Source organism: Pseudomonadota bacterium (assembly GCA_030859565.1).
In the GTDB taxonomy this organism is placed as follows: Bacteria; Pseudomonadota; Gammaproteobacteria; order JACCXJ01; family JACCXJ01; genus USCg-Taylor.
Genome location: JALZJW010000040.1, coordinates 1 through 19,501, shown reverse-complemented (window position 1 = coordinate 19,501; position 19,501 = coordinate 1). Strand labels below are relative to the sequence as shown.

The 19,501-nt window shown below is 62.9% G+C and carries 23 protein-coding genes and 1 pseudogene; 13 read left to right on the top strand and 11 right to left on the bottom strand.

Features of this window, described 5'->3' with window-relative positions:
* Positions 1–23: 23 nt before the first annotated feature.
* Positions 24–1,139: a tRNA guanosine(34) transglycosylase Tgt gene (gene tgt / locus M3436_08040; protein ID MDQ3564078.1), complete on the bottom strand. Its 1,116-nt coding sequence runs from the start codon at positions 1,137–1,139 to the stop codon at positions 24–26.
* Positions 1,140–1,162: 23 nt separating this feature from the next.
* Positions 1,163–2,188 (bottom strand): tRNA preQ1(34) S-adenosylmethionine ribosyltransferase-isomerase QueA, encoded by a 1,026-nt coding sequence (gene queA, locus M3436_08035; protein ID MDQ3564077.1) that lies wholly within the window; start codon positions 2,186–2,188, stop codon positions 1,163–1,165.
* Positions 2,189–2,305: 117 nt separating this feature from the next.
* Here queA and M3436_08030 point away from each other — a divergent pair, with 117 nt between their 5' ends.
* Positions 2,306–2,611, top strand: coding sequence for a hypothetical protein (locus M3436_08030; protein ID MDQ3564076.1), 306 nt, complete (start codon positions 2,306–2,308; stop codon positions 2,609–2,611).
* A 90-nt stretch (positions 2,612–2,701) separates the two neighbouring features.
* Here the strand turns inward: M3436_08030 and M3436_08025 are convergent.
* The 3 genes and pseudogenes from M3436_08025 to M3436_08015 all read right to left on the bottom strand — a co-directional run bounded on the left by M3436_08025 (position 2,702) and on the right by M3436_08015 (position 5,392).
* Positions 2,702–2,800, bottom strand: a pseudogene (locus tag M3436_08025) (hypothetical protein).
* Positions 2,763–2,972, bottom strand: coding sequence for a hypothetical protein (locus M3436_08020; protein ID MDQ3564075.1), 210 nt, complete (start codon positions 2,970–2,972; stop codon positions 2,763–2,765). The pseudogene M3436_08025 and the gene M3436_08020 overlap by 38 nt, the downstream one beginning before the upstream one ends.
* A 101-nt stretch (positions 2,973–3,073) precedes the next feature.
* Complete coding sequence (locus tag M3436_08015; GenBank protein MDQ3564074.1) at positions 3,074–5,392, bottom strand: DNA internalization-related competence protein ComEC/Rec2; 2,319 nt, start codon at positions 5,390–5,392, stop codon at positions 3,074–3,076.
* Here M3436_08015 and M3436_08010 point away from each other — a divergent pair.
* Positions 5,380–6,024, top strand: a complete 645-nt coding sequence (locus M3436_08010) for a DUF2062 domain-containing protein (GenBank protein MDQ3564073.1) — start codon at positions 5,380–5,382, stop codon at positions 6,022–6,024. The genes M3436_08015 and M3436_08010 overlap by 13 nt on opposite strands.
* On the opposite strand, the gene lolD is transcribed toward M3436_08010, so the two are convergent.
* Both lolD and M3436_08000 read right to left on the bottom strand, forming a co-directional pair.
* Positions 6,018–6,704 carry a lipoprotein-releasing ABC transporter ATP-binding protein LolD gene (gene lolD / locus M3436_08005; GenBank protein ID MDQ3564072.1) on the bottom strand — a complete coding sequence of 229 codons (687 nt, stop codon included), beginning with the start codon at positions 6,702–6,704 and terminating at the stop codon, positions 6,018–6,020. The genes M3436_08010 and lolD overlap by 7 nt on opposite strands.
* A complete protein-coding gene (locus M3436_08000) occupies positions 6,697–7,944 on the bottom strand; it encodes a lipoprotein-releasing ABC transporter permease subunit (protein ID MDQ3564071.1) in 1,248 nt (415 codons plus the stop codon). Before M3436_08000 ends, lolD begins: the two co-directional genes overlap by 8 nt.
* Before the next feature lie 124 nt (positions 7,945–8,068).
* Here M3436_08000 and M3436_07995 point away from each other — a divergent pair, with 124 nt between their 5' ends.
* From M3436_07995 to M3436_07970, 6 genes are all read left to right on the top strand, one after another.
* A complete protein-coding gene (locus M3436_07995; protein MDQ3564070.1) occupies positions 8,069–8,239 on the top strand; it encodes a hypothetical protein in 171 nt (56 codons plus the stop codon).
* A gap of 57 nt (positions 8,240–8,296) precedes the next feature.
* The gene (locus M3436_07990; GenBank protein ID MDQ3564069.1) at positions 8,297–10,420 is read left to right on the top strand and encodes an AAA family ATPase; all 2,124 of its coding nucleotides are present in this window, start codon (positions 8,297–8,299) and stop codon (positions 10,418–10,420) included.
* A 101-nt stretch (positions 10,421–10,521) separates the two neighbouring features.
* Positions 10,522–10,998 carry a hypothetical protein gene (locus M3436_07985; GenBank protein ID MDQ3564068.1) on the top strand — a complete coding sequence of 159 codons (477 nt, stop codon included), beginning with the start codon at positions 10,522–10,524 and terminating at the stop codon, positions 10,996–10,998.
* Positions 10,999–11,013: 15 nt separating this feature from the next.
* Entirely contained in the window at positions 11,014–11,211 is a 198-nt protein-coding gene (locus M3436_07980; GenBank protein ID MDQ3564067.1) for an ATP-binding protein, read from the top strand.
* 70 nt (positions 11,212–11,281) lie between these two features.
* A complete protein-coding gene (locus tag M3436_07975) occupies positions 11,282–12,250 on the top strand; it encodes a transcriptional regulator (GenBank protein MDQ3564066.1) in 969 nt (322 codons plus the stop codon).
* Positions 12,247–12,456: a hypothetical protein gene (locus M3436_07970; protein MDQ3564065.1), complete on the top strand. Its 210-nt coding sequence runs from the start codon at positions 12,247–12,249 to the stop codon at positions 12,454–12,456. Before M3436_07975 ends, M3436_07970 begins: the two co-directional genes overlap by 4 nt.
* A gap of 3 nt (positions 12,457–12,459) precedes the next feature.
* Here the strand turns inward: M3436_07970 and M3436_07965 are convergent, their stop codons facing one another.
* The 3 genes from M3436_07965 to M3436_07955 form a co-directional block, all read right to left on the bottom strand.
* Positions 12,460–13,590 carry a patatin-like phospholipase family protein gene (locus tag M3436_07965; protein ID MDQ3564064.1) on the bottom strand — a complete coding sequence of 377 codons (1,131 nt, stop codon included), beginning with the start codon at positions 13,588–13,590 and terminating at the stop codon, positions 12,460–12,462.
* Positions 13,591–13,668: 78 nt separating this feature from the next.
* The gene (locus tag M3436_07960) at positions 13,669–14,337 is read right to left on the bottom strand and encodes a nucleotidyltransferase family protein (protein MDQ3564063.1); all 669 of its coding nucleotides are present in this window, start codon (positions 14,335–14,337) and stop codon (positions 13,669–13,671) included.
* A complete protein-coding gene (locus M3436_07955; GenBank protein MDQ3564062.1) occupies positions 14,334–15,326 on the bottom strand; it encodes a phosphotransferase in 993 nt (330 codons plus the stop codon). Before M3436_07955 ends, M3436_07960 begins: the two co-directional genes overlap by 4 nt.
* 158 nt (positions 15,327–15,484) lie before the next feature.
* On the opposite strand from M3436_07955, the gene M3436_07950 reads away from it, so the two are divergent.
* The 5 genes from M3436_07950 to lptB are packed head-to-tail and all read left to right on the top strand — an operon-like array spanning position 15,485 to position 18,948.
* Positions 15,485–16,483, top strand: a complete 999-nt coding sequence (locus M3436_07950; GenBank protein MDQ3564061.1) for a KpsF/GutQ family sugar-phosphate isomerase — start codon at positions 15,485–15,487, stop codon at positions 16,481–16,483.
* Positions 16,484–16,493: 10 nt separating this feature from the next.
* Complete coding sequence (locus tag M3436_07945) at positions 16,494–17,039, top strand: HAD-IIIA family hydrolase (protein MDQ3564060.1); 546 nt, start codon at positions 16,494–16,496, stop codon at positions 17,037–17,039.
* Positions 17,040–17,050: 11 nt separating this feature from the next.
* Positions 17,051–17,635: an LPS export ABC transporter periplasmic protein LptC gene (gene lptC / locus M3436_07940; protein MDQ3564059.1), complete on the top strand. Its 585-nt coding sequence runs from the start codon at positions 17,051–17,053 to the stop codon at positions 17,633–17,635.
* Positions 17,619–18,206, top strand: a complete 588-nt coding sequence (gene lptA, locus M3436_07935) for a lipopolysaccharide transport periplasmic protein LptA (GenBank protein MDQ3564058.1) — start codon at positions 17,619–17,621, stop codon at positions 18,204–18,206. Before lptC ends, lptA begins: the two co-directional genes overlap by 17 nt.
* Entirely contained in the window at positions 18,184–18,948 is a 765-nt protein-coding gene (lptB, locus tag M3436_07930; GenBank protein MDQ3564057.1) for an LPS export ABC transporter ATP-binding protein, read from the top strand. The genes lptA and lptB overlap by 23 nt, the downstream gene beginning before the upstream one ends.
* On the opposite strand, the gene holA is transcribed toward lptB, so the two are convergent.
* Positions 18,930–19,501 (bottom strand): DNA polymerase III subunit delta (gene holA / locus M3436_07925; protein MDQ3564056.1); only part of this gene is annotated, 572 nt, incomplete at its 5' end. The genes lptB and holA overlap by 19 nt on opposite strands.

Genomic DNA, 19,501 nt, shown 5'->3' with positions numbered 1-19,501 from the left:
TATAGCACCTAAACGGCGCGGTATTATGCCACAGGCAAAGCGGTTTGCGCGCGCCGCCGATAATAGTCCGCGACGAACTCCTCGAGACGCCCGAGCTCAATCGCCAAGCGCATCTCCCGCATCAGGGATTGGTAGTAATGCAGATTGTGAAGCGTATTCAAGCGCAAGCCGAGGATCTCGCGGGCGCGGTCCAAATGATGGAGGTAGGCGCGGGTGTAATGCCGGCAAGTATAGCAAGCGCAGGTCTCATCGAGAGGGCGGGTGTCCATCCGGTAGGCGCTACTCCGGATCCTCACCACGCCCTGGGCGGTGAAAAGATGGCCGTTGCGCGCATTGCGGGTCGGAAGCACGCAATCGAACATGTCGATCCCGCGGCGCACAGCCTCGACCAAATCGTCCGGGGTGCCCACACCCATGAGGTATCGGGGCCGGCCGGGCGGCATCCGCTCCACAACGTGGCTCACAACGTCGAACATCAGATCCTTGGGTTCGCCCACCGACAATCCGCCGATCGCGTAACCGTCGAAACCCATCTCGACCAAGCCCCGGAGCGATTGCTCGCGCAGGATCGGGTACATGCCGCCCTGCACGATGCCGAACAAGGCCGAGGCCTGCCCGCGATGCGCCTTGCGCGAGCGTTCCGCCCAACGCAGCGACAGCTCCATCGAAGCTTGGGCCGCCTCCGCCGTCGCCGGATAAGGCGTGCATTCGTCGAAGACCATGAGGATGTCCGCGTTCAAGGCCTGCTGGACCTCGATGGCGCGCTCGGGTCCGAGGAAGATACGATCGCCGTTCACGGGCGAACGGAACACGACCCCCTGCTCCGAGACCGTACGAGAATCGCCGAAACTGAAGACCTGAAAACCGCCCGAATCGGTGAGTATGGGCCCCGGCCAGTGCATGAAGGCATGCAAACCCCCGTGGGCCGCCACCACGTCCACCCCCGGCCGTAGCATGAGATGAAACGTGTTGCCGAGCACGATCTGGGTACCGGAACCCGCGAGCTCCTCGGGCGTCACGGTCTTGACCGTGGCCACGGTCCCGACCGGCATGAAGACCGGAGTTTCTATGCTGCCCCGGCAGAGCCGAAGGCGTCCGCGGCGCGCCGCACCCGAGCTCGCGAGGAGATCAAATTTCATCCGCTCGCCCGGCGATGATTCCATCATGATCGGCTCACCCACATCGCGTCCCCATAACTATAAAACCGGTACCCCTCTGCGATGGCGTGCCGGTACGCGCGCAGCACCGGCTCACGGCCCGCAAAGGCGCACACCAGCATCAACAGCGTGGATTCGGGGAGATGAAAATTGGTGATCATCGCGGCGACGGTCTTAAACTGGTAACCAGGATAAATGAAAATATCCGTCTCGCCGCAATACGGGCGCAGCGCACCCTTCGCGGAAGCCGCCTCGAGCGCCCGCACGCTCGTGGTTCCCACGGCAATGACTCTGCCGCCGCGCGCACGCGCGGCGCGCACTTCCCGGCATACGGTTTCCGTCACTTCCAGGCGCTCCCGATGCATGCGGTGATCGTCGATGCGCTCCTCGCGCACGGGCTCGAAGGTTCCCGCACCCACATGCAGTGTCACGAACGCCATGGCGATGCCTTTTTCCTTGATCGCGGCGAGCAGCGGCCGGTCGAAATGCAAACCGGCCGTCGGCGCCGCGACCGCCCCGGGCCGGCGGGCAAAGACCGTCTGGTAACGTTCTTCATCGACGGCCTCGTCCGGACGGTGGAGGTAGGGGGGCAAGGGGACATGGCCGGACGCCGCCATCACCTCGAAGAGATCGCCCGCGGCGCAAAGCCGGACTTCATAGAATTCTTCATGGCGCCCGAGCACCTCTAAGGCGGGTCCGCCCGCGAGCGTAATACGGGTCCCGCCCCGCGGCGGTTTGCTGGCCCGGATCTGGGCCGTCGCGCGACGCTTGGAGAGCACGCGTTCCAGCAACACCTCGACCGCGCCGCCGCTATCTTTGTGTCCATAAAGCCGCGCCTTTATCACGCGGGTGTCGTTGAAGACCAAGAGATCCTCGGGCCGGAGCAGATCCACCATGTCCGCGAACCTGCCATCGCCAATCGCGCCCGTCGCCGCGTCTAGGCACAATAAGCGGCTCGCGCCGCGCTCGGCCGCGGGATAGGTGGCGATGCGTTCCGGAGGCAGGCGGTAATGGAAGTCGCTTCGATACATCCAGCCTAGGGTATCGCGTTGCGAGGTAGAATGCCTCGTGGAGCGCGTTCGAAGTATTGCCCGGATTCGCGCCCATCACTCGGAGGCAAAGCATTTGAACACGCGGGGGAGCAGCTCATGAGACAACATCATTACGCCGAGGGACCACCGATCGCCGCGTTCAAATATCATAAGCCCCTGGACCGGCAGGGATGCCCTCATGCGGGTCGTCGCGGAGGTGTTGGAGGCACGGCAGCAGGCGGCAGCGCCGTCGAGAAAGTAGATGTCCGCGTTTCGCTCAGATATAGTTGGGATTCGGACGCGCGCAAGCGGCGCGTATGGATGCGGTTCGCGCGGCTCACCGCATCCTGTCATAGCTTTGTCAAGCCCCCTTTTTTTCTGGTAGTTACCTGGCTGTTTCCCATACCGATCTTTCACACGTGATTTTATCGAAATGCAAGTATGCTCTACGGCATGGACTTGATGCATCGATTCGCGTGTTCCGGCGTTCCGGGATCAGCCACCTGTGGGGGTCGCGAGATAGAGATCGCGTCGCGCCGGCCCGGAGCCCCGCTTGCTGATCTTGATCTGCCCCTTATGCTGACCGCTGCTCCTCTCCTTGAGGTTCAGCCCCAGCGCCGCTATTCGCATACGCCCGTGGGTCCAGACCCTCGGCGATGAGCAGCCCGGTCGTCACACGGCCGAGGGGGGCGTGCAGCTGCGGATCCGCCTGGGTCAGCGCTGAAAGCCGCACCCCCACCCGCTCCTTCTGCTCACGGCTATGGCGCAGCTCGGCGACAGGCAATCGCAGATACTGAAAGCGGTTTACCTGCAGCCAACGGCGTTGGCCGTTTCAATATTCTTCACGACTCACCGTAGAAGACGACACACCGAATACCGTAGCAATCATCGTTTGAGTGTATGCAAGATAGGAGACCTGACCCCGTCGGCCCGCCAAAACCGCTGCGTCTGTTTACGGTAGAACTCTGGAGCGCGGCGGGCGCCAGGGCTAAAGCGAAACCGAATCGCGCCTTCCTCCGCGCTGAGCAATGGGATGGCGCCAGCCGCCCGATAGGCGCGCAGGACGGCGGCATCAGGAAAGCGGTAGCGGTTTTGATAGCCCACCGCGAAAAGCACGTAGCCGGGGGCGACCGCCTTGATAAAGCTTACCGTGGACGAGGTTTTACTGCCGTGATGGGGGGCCACCAAGATGTCCGACTTCAGACTCTCCCGATGGTGCTTCAATAACTCGTGTTCCGCCTCGGCCTCGATATCGCCCGGTAACAATACCGACCTGTCCCCGAGGGATATTTTGAGGATACAGGAACGGTTGTTGTCGGAACCGTTCGCATCGAGCGCGGGATGCAGCAGCGAAAAGTTCGCCTCGCCCCATCGCCAGTGCTGACCGCCTCGACACACCGAGACCCGCCGGCCGCCGATAGGGCCATTCGCAAGAATTCGTCCCACCGGGACTTCCGCCAGCAGACTGCCGAGCCCGCCCGTGTGATCACTGTCGCCGTGGCTGATGACGAGCGTATCGACATGCTCGATGCCGTGTTGCCTGAGATAGGGGACCAACACCGCGCGGCCGGCGTCGAAGCGCTCATTGAACCTCGGCCCGGTGTCGTATACCAAGGTGCGGTCGCGGGTCTGCACGACCGCGGAAAGACCCTGCCCGACATCCAGCAAGGTGAACCAAAGCTCTCCTTCTTTCGGGCGCTGCGGCGGTGTAACCAGGAGCGGGAGCAACCACACGAGGCCCAGCCAACGGGCCGGGATGCCGCGCGGTGCGAGCACGATCAAAACTCCGATAAACGCCGCCCCGCCGATCCAACGCACCGGAACGGCCCGCACCCAGGTGGCATAGTCGAGTTCCGATAGATACTGTAAATAAACCCAAAGCCACTCCAGGTTTTTAAGCGCTAGATTCAGCAAGGCGATCCCCGCCCACTCCCAGACAAAGCACAAGGCCGTGCCGGCCAAGGCCAACGGCGCCGCCACCGCGCTCACCCACGGCACCGCGAGAACATTCGCGACCGGACCCACGCTGGGATTCTGGCCGAAGATCAGCAACAGCGCCGGGGTCAAGCCGATCGCCACCACGATATGCAGGCGCGCGATCCGCCACCAGAGGCCCGAAGGCGCGATCCTCCCGCGCATCCCGTAAAGGATCAAGGCCACTGCCCCGAAGGACAGCCAGAAGCCCGGTGCCAGCACGCTAAACGGGTCCAGGATCAGCACCAGCAAAAGCGCGATGAACCACAGGTCGATGGTTTTAAATAAGCGGTTTACTATGATCCCGCTCATCAATACCGCGACCATGATGAAGGAACGCTGCGTGGGCACCGAAAAGCCCGCGAGACCTGAGTACACGAGCGCGGCCAGCGTTGCGCAGAGCGCGCCGACACGCGGGGCGGCCAGGTACAGGACGGTAAATCCCGGCAGGGACCAGAGCCACCGGCCCACCCAAAAGCCAAGGAACGCGATGAGTCCGATGTGCAGGCCGGAGATCGAGACTAAATGCGAGGTGCCGGTGCGGTTGAAGACCTGCCATTGTTCCGGGCCGATGGCGTTCTGCGTCCCGACCACCAGAGCCGTCAACACATTACCCTGGGATGACTGCCGCGCCACCCCCGCGAGCTTCAGCGCCAGCCGCTGGCGCAAGCGATCGACCAGGGCGCCGCGAGCGGCCTCCAAGCGCCGGTTTCGGGGGCTATCGATGACATGGCCGAGCGCGCGGATGCGGTGCTGAAACAACCAGCCTTCATAATCGAAGCCGCCGGGATTCATGAATCCGTGCGGACGTTTCAGCTTCACCGCGAATCGCCAGGTCTCCCCGGGAACGAGGATGCGCTCCCGGCCGTACCAGCTCAGGCGCACGCGCCCTGGCGAGGGCCAGTCCCGACCCATTGCGGTCACCGCCGCCACGTCCATATCGAAGTTTAGCGCACGCTCGTAGGCGCGCGGAAGACCGGCCACGGTTCCCTCGATGACGAGGGGCTCGCCTTCGAGCGCCGGCGATAGCCCGGCGGCGAGGATCCAGGACCCCCGGAGCAAGGCCCAGGCAAACCCCAGCGCAAACCACGCCGGAACGCGCAGGGAGCGAAACCGGATTGACGCCGCGAGCAGCGGCAAGGCGGCGGCGCCCAAGCGGGCATCGGGCAGATCGGGAAACGGGTATAGCGCTAAGACGCCGAGCAGAAAAGCTAGCGTTGCCGTACGCACGTGACGTCTTCCTTGACGACCAGAATCCACACCATCAGTATACCGCTAGCGTCGCAGCCGGCGCGCCGGGAATCAACGGCATCCCAACGGAGATCAGCAGCGTGCATCCCAAGGAATTCTTTAAGCGTTACCAGCCCGCCAAGCATAAGCTCTCCGGTAACCGTTTCGTCAGCTTTCTCGGCCATCGCTTGCATGATCCGAGCTTATGGCATATTAACCGCCGCTCCGCGTCCTGGGCCGTCGCCACCGGTCTTTTCATCGCCTTTATCCCGCTACCCGTCCACACCCCGCTCGCGGCCGTCTCCGCCGTCGCGTTGCGGGTGAACCTCCCGGTCCTGGTCCTGTCGTCCTGGGCAACGAATCCTGTCACTGTCGTTCCTTTCAGCGTGATTGCCTATAAGATAGGCGCCTGGTTGCTGGGCCTACCGGCCCTCAACGCAGATTTCGACCCGACCATCGACTGGGTCACAAGGACGCTCGTCCAAAGTTGGGCGCCTTTCTCGCTCGGGTGTCTACTTCTCGGGGCCGCCAGCGCCGTGGTCGGCTATTTTAGCGTTCAGTGCCTGTGGCGGCTGCACCTCCTCCGGCGCCTGAAAGCGCGCCGAAACCAACGCCGCAAAACCGGCTATTGAGAGTTTTCCAAGCGCCCCTCGGTCAGGTGCAGCACGCGGTTCATGCGCTGGGCCAAGCGCATATCGTGGGTCACGATCACCAAGGTCGCCCCAAAGGCCTGGTTAAGCTCAAGCATGACCTCGAACACCTGTCGTGCCGTATGTTCGTCTAGATTCCCGGTCGGCTCATCGGCTAAAACACACTTGGGGCGCGTCACCAGCGCGCGCGCCACCGCCGCCCGCTGACGCTCCCCGCCCGACAGCTCCCCCGGTTTGTGCTGCAAGCGCTGGCCTAGGCCCACGGCTTGGAGTATTTCAGCCGCGCGTGCCTTGGCATCGCGCGGCCTCGCCCCGGCGATTAAAAGCGGCATGGAGACGTTCTCGAGGGCCGTGAACTCGGGCAGCAAGTGATGAAACTGGTACACGAACCCCAGCGTGCGATTTCGCAACACGCCGCGTTTGGCCTCGCTCAAGGCGCTCATCGGCGCACCCCAAACCTCGACCGTGCCGGCCGTGGGCACATCCAATCCCCCGAGCAGGTGCAGCAAGGTGCTCTTACCGGAACCGGAGGCGCCGACGATCGCGATCAATTCACCGGCCGCGACCGCGAGATCGATGCCTTTGAGCACGTGGACCTCGAGCCCGCCCTCGCAAAACGATTTCTGCAGCTCGCGGCACGAGAGCACCACCCCGTTATTCATAACGCAAGACCTCCGCGGGTTGGGTCCGGGAGGCGCGCCAGGCGGGGTACAAGGTGCTCAAGAGACAGAGGGTGAAGGCGATCACGGTGATGCGGATGACATCCGGCCAGCGCATGTCGGAGGGCAGCTCGCTGATGTAGTAAATATCGGGGGGTAGAAACTGCGTCTGAAAGAAATTCTCGATCGCCGGGACCAAGGTATCGACGTGGGTCGCCAACTGCACCCCGCCCAGCAGCCCGAGCAAGGTCCCGACAAAGCCGATCACCGTCCCTTGCACGATGAAGATCGACATGATACCCCTCGGTGTCAAGCCGAGGGTGCGCAGGATGGCGACATCGGCGGCCTTGTCGGTGACCACCATGACCAGCGTCGAAATAATATTGAAGGCCGCGACCGCCACGATCAGCATCAGAATCACGTACATCACGATCTTCTCGGTCTTCAGCGCTTGGAAGAAATTGACGTGTTGCTGGGTCCAATCCACGGCCGCATAGTGTTCGGGTAAGCCGCGGATGAGCTCGCGGCTGATGCGCGGCGCGGCGAACATATCATCGACCTTGATGCGGATGCCGCTCACGCCCTCCTGGATCCGGAACAAGCGCGCCGCATCCTCGAGATGGACCACGGCCAAGGCGGCGTCGTATTCGTGCATGCCGATCTCGAACACTCCCGCCAAGGTAAAGCGCTTGAGCCGCGGTAGGATGCCCACGGGCGTCGCCGTCGCTTGCGGTACGACCAAGGTGATCTTATCCCCGACCTCGGCGCGCAGGGATCGCGCCAAGGCGGCGCCGAGCAAGATGTTATACCCGCCCGGTTTGAGATCCGCCAAACTGCCCGTGCGCATGCGCTCCCCCACCACCGAAACTTTGGGTTCCTGGTCCGGCAACACGCCTTCGACGATCACCCCATGCACGATGCCCGCGCGCGTCGCCATGCCCTCGGCGCGTATGAAAGGTGCGGACCCGCGTACGCGGGGATCGCGATCGATAGCCGCGCTCACGGCCCGCCAATCGCGCAAGGGCCGGCCGCGCTCGACGATGGTCGCATGCGCGGTAACCCCCAGGATACGCCCCCGCAATTCCTTCTCGAAGCCGTTCATCACCGAGATCACGGTGATGAGCGCCGTCACGCCGACCGCGACCCCGAGCATGGAAATCATCGATATAAACGAAATGAAGTGGTTGCGGCGCTTGGCGCGCGTGTAGCGCAGGCCGATGTAGAGACCGAGTGGCTTGAACATGGGCCGGCATTATACCCGAAAGCTCCGCGGACCCAGCGGAACAGCACTTGGGCTTCAAGGTCCTATTCTCTATTCTCCCCGCGGTTCGGGTACCATAAGGCAATACCCTTCAGCCCCCAACAACATGACTACGATCGAACTCGCGGCCGGACAAGTCGTCAGCGGCCCGCAGTTTAGCGAGCCGATGCGGGTCGAAACGGTCCAATCGAACGGGGCCGGTATCCCGGTCGCCGGTCTGGTCGGGATCCGGCCCGAGCAGCGGAGGGACGAATCCACCGCTATGGCCAGCTGCTAACGCTATGACGAAGCCGATGCAGGTGCGTGAGGACTCGCCGCCCTACGGAGAGAAAGAGTGACTTCCAAGGATCCGATCGCCAAAGCAAAGGCGCTTCCAGCGGGCGCTGTCTTTCATCGCTGCGCCCTCCAGGTGAACCCGCACCACTACGGGGCGACCTTCCGCGGGAAGGCTGCTGGCGGGGATGCCAGAGCGCACGCGCAGGCCATCGCTGAAAAGGCCGCCGCAATCGGCGTCTCGGTGCTTGCCATCACCGATCACAACGACGTAAGCAGCGTGCCCGCGTTCCGGAGCGCCACGGGGGCTTCTGGCATCCACGTATTCCCTGGCTTCGAGCTTTCTTCGAGCGAGGGCATTCACGTCCTGTGCATCTACCCTCGAGAAACCGACGACGGACTGCTCCAACGGCTCCTCGGCGAGTTCGGGATCAGGAACACGGCGCCCTCTTCTGACCTTGCGAACCAGAGCTTCGTCGAAATCGTCGAAAAGGTCCGAGAGCAGGGGGGCGTTGCCGTTGCCGCGCATGTCACGAACGACAACGGGCTCTTCAGAGTCCTCACAGGCAAGCCGCGGATTCAGGCGTGGCAGTCCGCGCACCTGCTCGCGATTCAGATCCCCGGCCCGGTCGAGGATCTGCCTCAGGACGTGCGCCAGATCGTCGAGAACAAGAACCCAGACTACTTGCGCGAGCACGCTGCCGGCGATGGCCTCGCGGTCGCCGTCATCAACGCGGGAGACATCGTGAAGCCCGAGGACCTCGACGACCCCTCGGCCTCCTGCTGGATCAAGATGTCCGAGGTGAGCGTCGAGGGCTTGCGGCAGGCCTTCCTCGATCCGGGCTCCCGCATCCGGCTCAATCCCAAGGAGGGCAAGCTCGAGCCGGAGGAGCACGCGGAGCTGGTTGCGCTTACTTGGGAGACCGAAGGGTTCCTCAAGGACGCTGCAATCCATTTCAACCCCAACCTAAACGTCCTCGTCGGCGGGCGCGGCACCGGCAAGTCGACCGTCGTTGAGAGCATCCGTTCCATTCTGGCACTCGACGCTGTCGGCGACGAGGCGCGGAAGGCGCACGAAGGCATCGTGCGGCACGTGCTGAAGAGCGGCACGAAAATCTCTCTGCTCGTCCGCGCACATCGGCCGGCGGTCCGCGAGTACCGCATTGAGCGCACCATTCCCAACCCGCCGTTGGTGCGGGACGACCAGGGCGAGGTCTCGAACCTCTCGCCACAGGACGTACTCCCGCGCGTCGAGGTGTTCGGCCAGCACGAGATTACCGAGCTCACCAAGAGTCGCGAAAAGCTTACGCGCCTGCTTGACCGTTTCGTCGAGCGTGACGAGTCGCTTCCACGCCGCAAGAGCGACCTGCGGCGTGACCTTGAGAAGAGCCGGCGCAGCCTGCTCGACGCGCGAGCCGAGATCCGGCAGATCGAGAAGCGTCTCGCTGCGCTGCCGGGTCTCGAAGAGATGCTCGAACGCTTCCGAGAGGAGGACCTCGAGGAGCGACTGAAGGAGCAGAGTCTGCTCGTGCGCGAGGAGCGCGTACTCTCCTCCATTCCAGAGCGCCTGGCCCCCTTCCGCGAGTGCCTGGAGAGCCTGAAGCGCGAGATCCCTATCGACCGCGTGTTCCTGTCGGCCAAGGCGCTCGAGGACCTTCCGGGCAAGGAAATCCTGGCGCGCGCCAACGAGGTCTTCGCGCAGCTCGACCGCGATCTCGATCGCATCACCAAGGAGTTGGAGCAGGCGTTGCAGCGTGCGGATCACGGGGTCGCCGCGGTGCGCGCGGAGTGGGAGACGCGCAAGAAGGACGTCCAGGCCGCCTACGAAAATATCCTCCGCGAGCTCCAGAAGTCGCGTGTGGACGGCGAGGAGTTCATCCGGTTGCGCCGCCAGATCGAGGAGCTCCGACCACTGCGCGAGCGCCAGAGCCTCGTGCGGCGCTTGGAGAAGGAGCACGCCGACCGACGCCGGGCGCTGCTGGCCGAGTGGGAGGACTTCAAGGCCAAGGAGTTCCGCCGCCTGGACCGCGCGGCGAAGAAGGTCAACCAGAAGCTGCGCGACAAGGTGCAGGTCGAGGTCACGGCGGGCGGCGACCGCGAGCCGCTGTTCCAGACGCTGCGTGATGAGGTCGGGGGCCGGCTGTCCGAGGCCATCGAGTCGCTCGTGTCCAATCCCTATCACTGACCCAATTCGTCGAGGCGTGCCGGGCGGGCACGGACGCGTTAAACAAGGCGTACAGCATCACCCCGGCACAGGCCGAGCGGCTCGCCAAGGCCGAGCCCGAGGTGCTGATGCGCATCGAGGAGCTCGACCTCCCGCCGACCACATCGATCCGGCTCAACACCGCGCCGGCCGGAAATCCGCCCGCGTGGCAGGCGCTCGAAGACCTCTCGACCGGACAGAAGGCGACGGCGGTGCTCCTTCTGCTGCTGCTGGAATCCGACGCACCGCTCATCGTCGATCAGCCGGAAGATGACTTGGACAACCGCTTTATCACCGAGGGCGTCGTGCCGCGCATGCGCGACGAGAAGCAGCGCCGGCAGTTCATCTTTTCGACCCACAACGCGAACATCCCGGTGCTGGGTGACGCGGAGCTGATCGTGGGACTCACCGCATCCGGCGAGGCCGAACGGGGCCACGCGCGCATCGCCTCCGAGCACATGGGCTCGATCGATGCCAAGCCGGTGCGCGAGTTGGTGGAGGAGATACTCGAGGGCGGGAAAGAAGCGTTCGAGCGACGCCGGCGGAAGTACGGGTTCTGAGGAGGCGACCGGAGAATGAACAAGACGGAGTCGCAGGAGATCATCGGTAACGGCGAGAACTCGGGGGTCGAGTTCAAGCGCGACGATGTCCATCCGGACTCGCTTGCGAAAGAGATGGCAGCCTTGCTCAACCTCGAAGGAGGCTTGGTGCTCCTCGGGGTGGAAGACAATGGCGCGATCACAGGACTCCACGCGGAGCCGCGAAGAGGCTGAGCGATGGGTCATGGACATCGCCCGGCACAATCTCCAGCCGGAGATCATCCCTGTATGACGGTCCCTGGCGATGGACGACGGCAAGGTCGTCGGCGTGATCGGACTCCCTGAGGACAGTCCCGGTAAACCCTACAAGGCGAAGCGGGGCGGCGCCTGGATCGCCTTCATTCGCGTCGGGAGCACCTCACGGGAAGCTACCCGCGAAGAAGAGGGACGCCTCTACCAAGCGTCTCGACTCGTGCGGTACGACATCAAGCCGGTGTCCGAGATGGGGCTGGAGAGTCTCGACCTGAATCGCGTCGAGAACTACTTCCGAGACATCCTCAAGCGCAAGACACCGGATCGCTCGAACGTCGACGACTGGCGGCGCTTGCTCCTGAATACAGACCTTCTCGCGGAATCCGGGGGAGCGGCTTTCGCGACGGTCGCTGGCCTCCTTCTCTTCGGCGAGAACCCCAATCGCCGTCTCCCGCAAGCAGGCGTTACGGCGACTGCCTTTCCGCGCACCGAGAAGGACTATGACACCACGGACGAAGAGCTTATTCGAGGGCCGCTCGTCTCCTTGCTAGGCAGACGCGATCGTCCGATGGAGAAGGGCGTCATCGATCGAACCGTCGATTTCGTCGCGAAAAACATGGGGACAACAGCCTGGCTTGAAGGGGGGCGCGGACACCGAAGGAAGGCACTCCCGCTCGACGCGGTCCGGGAGTCCGTGGTGAACGCGACGGCCCACCGCGATTACACGATCATCGGCACGGATATCGAGGTCTCACTCTTTAGCGATCGTCTCGAGGTGATTTCTCCCGGAAGGCTGCCCAATGGGGTGACCGTGGAGAAGATGAAGGAAGGTCTGCGCACGGCCCGAAACGAGCTGCTGAAGGAAATCCTGCGCGACTACGGCTACGTGGAGCACCTCGGTATGGGCGTGCGCAACCGCATCGTCCAGTCCATGCGGGCACACAACGGCACGGAACCAGACCTGATCGAGGAGGAGTACCGCTTCATCGTGCGGCTCTGGAAGCCGCCGAAGCCCGTATGATCCCCAAGGACTGCAAGCGCCTCGCCGAGGTGGACTTCCCGATTGCCGAGGTGTCGCGGCACGCGGCGCAACGCACCTATCTCGAGGTGAGCCGCGCGCTGGTGAAGGCGGCGCCGCTGGTCGTAGACCCGTTCGCGGGGGCGGATCGATCCCGATCGAGGCGCTGCGGGCTCAGGTGCGAGGCGTTCGCGGGCGACTCGAAATAGCAGCTATGATTCCAGGAAGGCGTCGATTTCGCCGCGCCGTGCCTCGGCATCCTCATATCCCAATTCGATGAGGTGCGCGAGATAGTCGGGCTGAAACATGAGCAAGCTCAAGATGTCATTGGATCGGGTCTCCTGCGTGCCGAGTCCGCGGGTCATGAACCGAAACGCGCGCGGGAGGGCGGCCTCGTACTCGCTTGCAAGCTTCCCGAGATCGCGCGAGGGCCGGAGCAAGAGCAGCTTGATGGGACGGAGATCCCCGCGCTCCTGCACCGGGATCTTGCCGATCAGCTCGTTGACGTGCTGGAGCCGCGCGGCATCGTGATCGAAAACATCCAAAAAGATGGCGTTGAACAATGCGCCGACGACCTGAGCCGGCGGGGGATAGGTATCGACGTAGGGGATCGCATCACGGCCGTTAACGAAGCGCGTCGCGACGGCAAGGATGCGCTCGGCGCCGAGATGTACCGCGGGCGCGAGGGGGGCAGTCATCCGGATCCCGCCATCGCCGAACCAGCGGCGGTTGATGCGTACGGCGGGGAAGAGCAAGGGCAGGGCCGCCGACGCCAAGATATGATCGAGCCGGATCTTGCAGCGCACCAGTTTCCGGTGACCGCGTTCCCAATGGACCGGTTCGGTGCCTTGCACCCAGGTCACGGACTGGCCGGTGGAATAGCTCGAGGCGGTGATGGCCACGGCCTTCAGGCGTCCGCGGGCGAGGTTGTGCCCGATACCGGGCAGATAACGGTGCGCGGGCTGGAGCAGGCGTTCCAACATGGCGCAGAGAGGCGCCGTGTCCACCATGCTGCGCGCGCTCACGCGGTTTGAAGACCGCCCTAAGAGCAACCGGGTGCTCCAACGCGCGACGTTGCGCGCGAGCGATAAGAGATCAACGCGAAATATTTGGTCGGTGGTCAAGCCCGACCAGAGCCCCGCGAGCGTCTCCGCCCGTTCGAGAAAGCCCGTGGGTTGGCTGGCGAGATAGGCGGCATTGATGGCCCCGGCCGACACACCGGTGATGATGGGGATCTCTAGTTCCGGATGCCGGCGAGCCAGTGATTGCACGAATCCCACCTGATAGGCGCCGCGGGCGCCGCCGCCGCTTAGCACCAAGGCGAGGTCATTAGTCAAGGTCATGGTAACCACCGAAAAAGCGCACTAGCGCATAAAACTAACGGGAAGCAATGCAGATACCATACTGCATCGCTTCGGGGGTCAGCGCCGCGATTGAACGAGGTTCTCTGCCGTTAACAATCGCTCGGGCGTGCCGACGTCCACCCAGACTCCCCGGTAGTGCTCCCCGGTCACCAAGCCATGGGATACGGCGATGCGTAGCACCGCGGAGAGCCGAAACGTGCCCGGCACGCAATCGTCGAACAGTTCCGGCCGATAGGCGCCGATCCCGCCGAAGGTTAGCCGGCGATCCCCGGACAATGCCACGCCATGCCCGCTGAGCGCGAAGTCCCCCGCGGGATGGTGCGGTGGATTATCCACCAGCACTAGATGCGCCAACCGTTGCGGCTGGCCCGCTAATTTTTCGTAGGGGTAGTCAGTCCAGATGTCCGCGTTGACCACGATAAACGGCCCTGGTCCCAGGAACGGTAGCGCCCTTAGAATACCCCCGCCGGTTTCCAGCGCTTCGGTCCCCTCGCGCGAATAGCGCAGCGAGGTGCCCAAGGCTGCGCCGGTCCCCAGCGTCTGCTCGATGAGATCGCCGTGCAGCGCGTGATTGACGGTAATATCCGTGATCCCCGCGCGCGCCAAGCGCTCGACTTGATATTGGATCAGGCTTTTGCCCGCGACTTGCAGGAGCGCCTTGGGCAGACGATCGGTCAAGGGGCGCATGCGCGCCCCCTTGCCCGCGGCCAAGATCATCGCCTTCATCGCGCGTACCGTTCGTTAATTGCAGGTATGACTTCTGCGACCATCAGGACATGCAGCGAATCCAATTCCGGGTAGCGCACGCTCACATCGGCAATGTGCGCGAGCGTTCTAGGAATATCATTGAGGTAGCCGCGTTTAGCGTCGCGATGCCATAAACGCGCGAATATTCCGCTGGCCTTGAGATGCCGCTGCACGCCCATCAGATCGAACCAGCGGTAAAACTCCGTGAGACTGACGCCACTTAAGATGCCATGTTCGAGCGCCCGCCGGTAATACTCCGCCGCCCAGGCCTCGATCTCCTCCCGTGGCCAGCGAATGTAGCAATCCCGTAGTAAAGAAACAACGTCATAAGTGACAGGCCCGATCACCGCGTCCTGGAAATCGAGGATCCCGGGATCCTTGCCCGCGCTGACCAATAGGTTTCGGGAATGAAAATCGCGGTGCACGAAGACTCGGGGTTGCGACAAGGCCGATTCCGCCAAAAATGCAAAGGTCGCGTCGAGCGACGCGTTTTGGCCGGCCGATAAGCGCAGATCGAGTTCCTTCGCTAGCAGCCATCCCCGAAACAACTCCATCTCCCGCATCAGAGAATCGCGATCGTAATAGGGGAGTCCCCGGCCATTGGCGCGCACCTGCATCGCGACGACGGCGTTCAAGGCGTTGCTATAAAGCTGCCCAGCGTTGTCCGCATGCAGCTCGTCGAGATAGAGCCTGGTTCCGAGATCCGTTAAGAGCAAAAACCCACGCGCAAGATCGCCAGCCAATACCTTGGGGGCATTCAAACCCGCCTCTCCCAGACGTTTGGCGATGTCGATGAAAGCGTCGCAAGTCTCCCGCTCGGGCGGCGCATCCATCACGATATAGGAGCGATCCCGATGCTGGATCCGCCAGTAATGCCGGAAGCTAGCGTCGCTCGAGGCCGCGCTGAGCTGGAATTCGCCTGTCTTGAGGATCTGGGTTACCCAGAGCTTGAGATCATCGTGACGCATCAGGATCCGGGTTCTTTTGACGGCTGGTCGTAATGTAGTCCGCATGCAAATCCCACGCACTTACCATAGAATTTCACCCCAAAGCTTGGTGTATTTGAAAATGATAAACGGGTTTCTTCCCCTTGACGCGCTACTAGCGTACCGAAATTTTTTGACTCATGCGTGACCATCCCCCAGAGGAACGCGTTGCCGGCGAACGGCTGAAAGCCTTGGGACGTTCCGTCATCGACAATGAGGCGCAAGCCGTGGCCGCTCTCGGCGCGCGCATCGGCCCGGAGTTCGTCGGCGCCTGCCGTTATCTTTTGAGTTGCGAGGGCAGAATCGTGGTATTGGGCATGGGTAAGTCCGGCCATATCGGCGGCAAGATCGCGGCCACCTTGGCCAGCACGGGCACCCCGGCGTTCTTCGTCCACCCCGGCGAGGCCAGCCACGGCGACATGGGCATGATCACCACCAAGGATGTGGTGCTCGCGCTGTCCAACTCCGGGGAAACCGTGGAACTTATCGTCTTGCTGCCGCTCATTAAGCGCCTAGGGATCCCGCTCATCGCTCTCACCGGCAAGCCCGAATCGACCCTCGCACGCGCCGCCTCCGTGAACTTGGATGTCAGCGTGGCGCAAGAGGCTTGTCCTTTGGGCTTGGCGCCGACTTCGAGCACGACCGCCGCCCTGGCCATGGGAGACGCGCTGGCCATCGCCCTTCTCGAGGCGCGCGGATTCAACGCCGCGGACTTCGCGCAGACGCATCCGGGCGGAATACTGGGGCGGCGGCTGCTGCTGCGTATTTCCGATCTCATGCATACCGGAAACGAGATCCCGGTGGTCACCAGCGAGGCGCTGTTGCGGGACGCGCTGGTGGAAATGTCGCGGAAGGGCCTGGGTATGACAGCGATCGTCGAGGACGGGCTGCGGATCGCCGGTATCTTCACCGACGGCGACCTGCGCCGCGCCCTGGACCGCGGCGTCGACGTCCATCGAGCACGCATGCGGAGCGTCATGACGCCCGCATGCGTCACCGTCGGCCAAGACTGCCTCGCGGCCGAAGCGCTCAATCTGATGCAGCGGCACAAGATCAACGCGTTGTTAGTCGCCGACGAAAAGAGCAATCTGCGCGGCGTACTGAACATGCACGATTTACTGCGCGCCGGGGTCCTGTAACGTTCCCGTCATGGCGGACCTCGTGGAACCGCTGCATCGGGTCAAGGCCAGGGCCGCGAAGATCCGCCTCGCCGCATTCGATGTGGACGGAGTGCTGACCGACGGCAGCCTGATCCTAGGCGATCGAGGCGAGCAGTTTAAGGTGTTTCACACCCGCGATGGGCAGGGGCTGGCCATGCTGCGCGAAGCCGGTTTACACATTGCCGTGATTTCGGGACGCTCTTCGGCGGCGGTCGAAGAGCGCATGACGGAGCTCGGGATACGGTACGTCTACCAGGGGGCCTCCGACAAGCTATCGATCTTCAATGCCCTGCTCCGCGAGCTCGGCTTGAGCGCCGAGCAGGCGGCGTTCATGGGAGACGATGTGCCGGATTTGCCGGTCATGATCCGCGCCGGACTTGCGGTTGCCGTGGCCGATGCCCATCATTTAGTGTGTCAGCATGCGCATTGGCGGACACGGCAACCCGGCGGACGCGGCGCCGTGCGCGAATTGTGCGAACTGCTCCTGGATGCGCAAGGCGCGCTCGCAAACCTTTACGACCGGTACTTGAGCTAGCCTTAGCTTCTGTGACGGTCTTAAGCTTCCGCAAGCTAAAGCACTGGCCAGGGGTGATCGCACTTAGCGTTTGTGCCGGCACCACCGCTTGGATCCTGGAGGCCCTGGAAGAGCAAAATATCACTCGCGAAGCGGCCGGCCCGGATGAACCGGATTCTTACATGGAGAACTTCGTCCGCACCGCCATGGACGAGGGCGGCAGGCTCGAAAGCAGGCTCCGCGCCAAGCGCCTGTTCCACTTCGGGGATGACGCCACCCAACTCCTTCATCCCACCCTCGAGCTGTATAGCGATAATCCGAAGGCGCCGTGGTTCGCCCGTGCCGACTCGGGATGGATCGAGGCCGACAACGATACCGTCTTGCTGTACGGAAACGTGAGCGTGTGGCGCCAAAACCCCAAGGGCGTGCGCGAGATAGAGGTGCAAGCGCCCGATCTCAGGATACTGCCCAAAAAGCGCTATGCTGAAACCGATAGCGCCACCACGATCATCACGCCCACGTCCATCACCCGGGGAATCGGGATGCGTGCGCGGCTCGCGTTTGGCCTGGTCGAATTGCTGAAAAACGTGCGGACTCATTATGACGAAAAGCATTAACTCCAGCGTGTTGCTGGCAGGTTTATTCTTTGTCACGGCCGCCGCCGCGTTGTCCACCGATCGCGATCAACCGATTGAAGTCACGGCGGACTTCGTCGAAATCGACGATAAGATAGGGGTTGCGATCTACCGCGGGAATGTCATCGTCATCCAAGGGAGCACGCACTTCACCGGCCACACCCTCACCTTGAAATACACGCCTGATCAACAACTGAAAGAGGCGCTCTTGGTAGGCAGCCCGGCGACCTACCGGCAACGCCCCGACAACGAGGAGGAGGATATCGAGGGCGAGGCCCTCAACATGAGGTATCAGACGCAAGAGCAACTGATCCATTTGACCGACAAGGCCAAGATCGTGCAACGGGGGCAGATTTACACCGGCCACCACATGACCTACGATACCGCTCGCAATGTCCTTAAAGCAAGAAAGGCGCGCCCCGGCGAGCTATCCGATGACAACGGGGCCGCGGACGATGGCCGGGTACGGATCATCATTCCTCCGGCCAAGAAAACGGAGCCGGACGGAACCAATCGCGGCTCCCGCGCTGGTGGATCTCGACCAAAAGAATAAACCCGGCGAACAATCGACCCACGTCATCAGCGCCCGGCACCTTTCCAAAACCTATCAGGCGCGGCAGGTCGTCAAGGATGTCAGCCTAAACGTTAAAAGCGGAGAAGTCGTCGGTTTGCTCGGTCCGAATGGCGCGGGCAAGACCACGAGCTTCAACATGATCGTGGGTCTCGTGCCGAATGACGCCGGCGCCGTGTTTCTCAACCGCCGCGACATCACCGCCTTGCCGATGGACCAGCGCGCGCGTTTAGGACTGGGCTACCTCCCGCAGGAGTCTTCCATCTTCAGAAAACTCACGGTAAGGGACAACGTCCTGGCGGTACTGGATATACGATCGGTCATCGATCCGGTTGAGCGCGAACGCCGGCTGACGGACCTGCTGCAAGAGTTCCATCTTCACCACGTGTCCGATCGTGTGGGCGAAACCCTGTCAGGAGGCGAGCGGCGGCGCACGGAGATCGCGCGGACACTGGCGGCGGAGCCCGATTTCATTATGCTGGATGAACCCTTTGCCGGCGTCGATCCGCTTTCGGTGCTCGATCTTCAGAAGGTCATCAAACAGCTTGCGGCGCGCGGGATCGGGATCTTGATTACCGATCATAACGTCCGCGAGACCCTGGGGATCTGCGATCGGGCTTATATCGTAAATGAAGGCACCATCATCGCGGAGGGCGCGCCGGAGACCATTCTAGCCAACGACACCGTACGCCGGGTCTATTTAGGTCACTCGTTTTCATTGTAATTCCGCTTCCGTTGCGAGGCATTGCTGGTGGCGAGGCCGATCGCCACCTCCGCCAGCATGAGCCACGGATCTCCTGGGCTTGCGCCTTTGATGGCGCGTTCTACTTGATGGGCGGCCAGCAGCAGCTCCCGCAAGCTGGCGACGGTGTGGCGCCGCAGCACCGGTTTCAAAGCCGCTTTACGCCGATCCCAGACGCGGAATTCCTCGAACAAGGGCTCCAAAGGAAGCTTGCGCGCCTGGTTATAAGCCAAGCGGCATAGGATCCGCAGCTCGCGCACCAGAGACCAGATCACGAGCGCGGCTTCGGTACCCTCGGCGCGCAATCCGGCGAGCACGGACAGGGATCGTGCCGGGCGCCCTTCCAACACGCAATTGACCAGGGCGAACACGTCATAGCGGCTGCTGTCCGCGACCACCGCGACGACATCCTCGAGGCCCGCCTTGCCGCTCGGCAAGGAAAGCCGGAGCTTCTCAATCTCCTGACTTGCCGCGGGTAGGTTATTCTCGACCCGCTCGGCAATGAACATCGCGGCCTCCTGATCGAGGATAAGAC